The following is a 598-nucleotide window of genomic DNA, read 5'->3' as shown; positions in this document are numbered from 1 at the left end:
GGCGATGACATTGAAGAGCTAGCGACTTACATTAACGGTCAGCAAGACCTAGTTAAAGCGTCTGTTGATGACGAAGGTAAACTTCAAATCTTCGCTGGCAACAACAAAGTTGATGGAGAAATTGCATTTTCAGGTGCTTTATCAGATGAACTAGGCATGCAAGCAGGCAAGAATCCTGAGGACCCTAAAACTCTAGAGGCTAAGCAAGTTACGGTTGATACTATCGATGTAACGTCTGTTGGTGGTGCTCAAGAATCTGTAGCTGTTATCGATGCGGCACTGAAATATGTAGATAGCCACCGTTCTGAGCTTGGTGCTTTCCAAAACCGTTTCGACCACGCAATTAACAACTTAGATAACATCAACGAAAACGTTAATGCATCTAAGGGCCGTATCAAAGATACCGATTTCGCTAAAGAGACGACTCAGATGACCAAATCTCAAATCCTTTCTCAAGCTTCAAGCTCGATTCTTGCTCAAGCGAAGCAAGCTCCGAACTCGGCACTTAGCCTACTAGGTTAATCGGTTGAAAGGCCACGTTAATGAAAGATGTTAACGTTTGGCTTCCACAAATTAGCTCGTGGTGAGAGATGAGCGC

General features: G+C 44.0%; 1 protein-coding gene. It reads left to right on the top strand.

Annotated features, from left to right (window positions below):
* A partial coding sequence (locus AB4407_RS18800) for a flagellin (protein ID WP_372121616.1) occupies positions 1 to 522 on the top strand: 522 nt, incomplete at its 5' end.
* Between the last annotated feature and the right edge of the window lie 76 nt (positions 523 to 598).

The sequence above is a fragment of the Vibrio sp. 10N.261.46.E11 genome, assembly GCF_041472735.1.
Lineage (GTDB): Bacteria > Pseudomonadota > Gammaproteobacteria > Enterobacterales > Vibrionaceae > Vibrio.
This window is presented reverse-complemented; position numbering and strand designations above follow the sequence as displayed.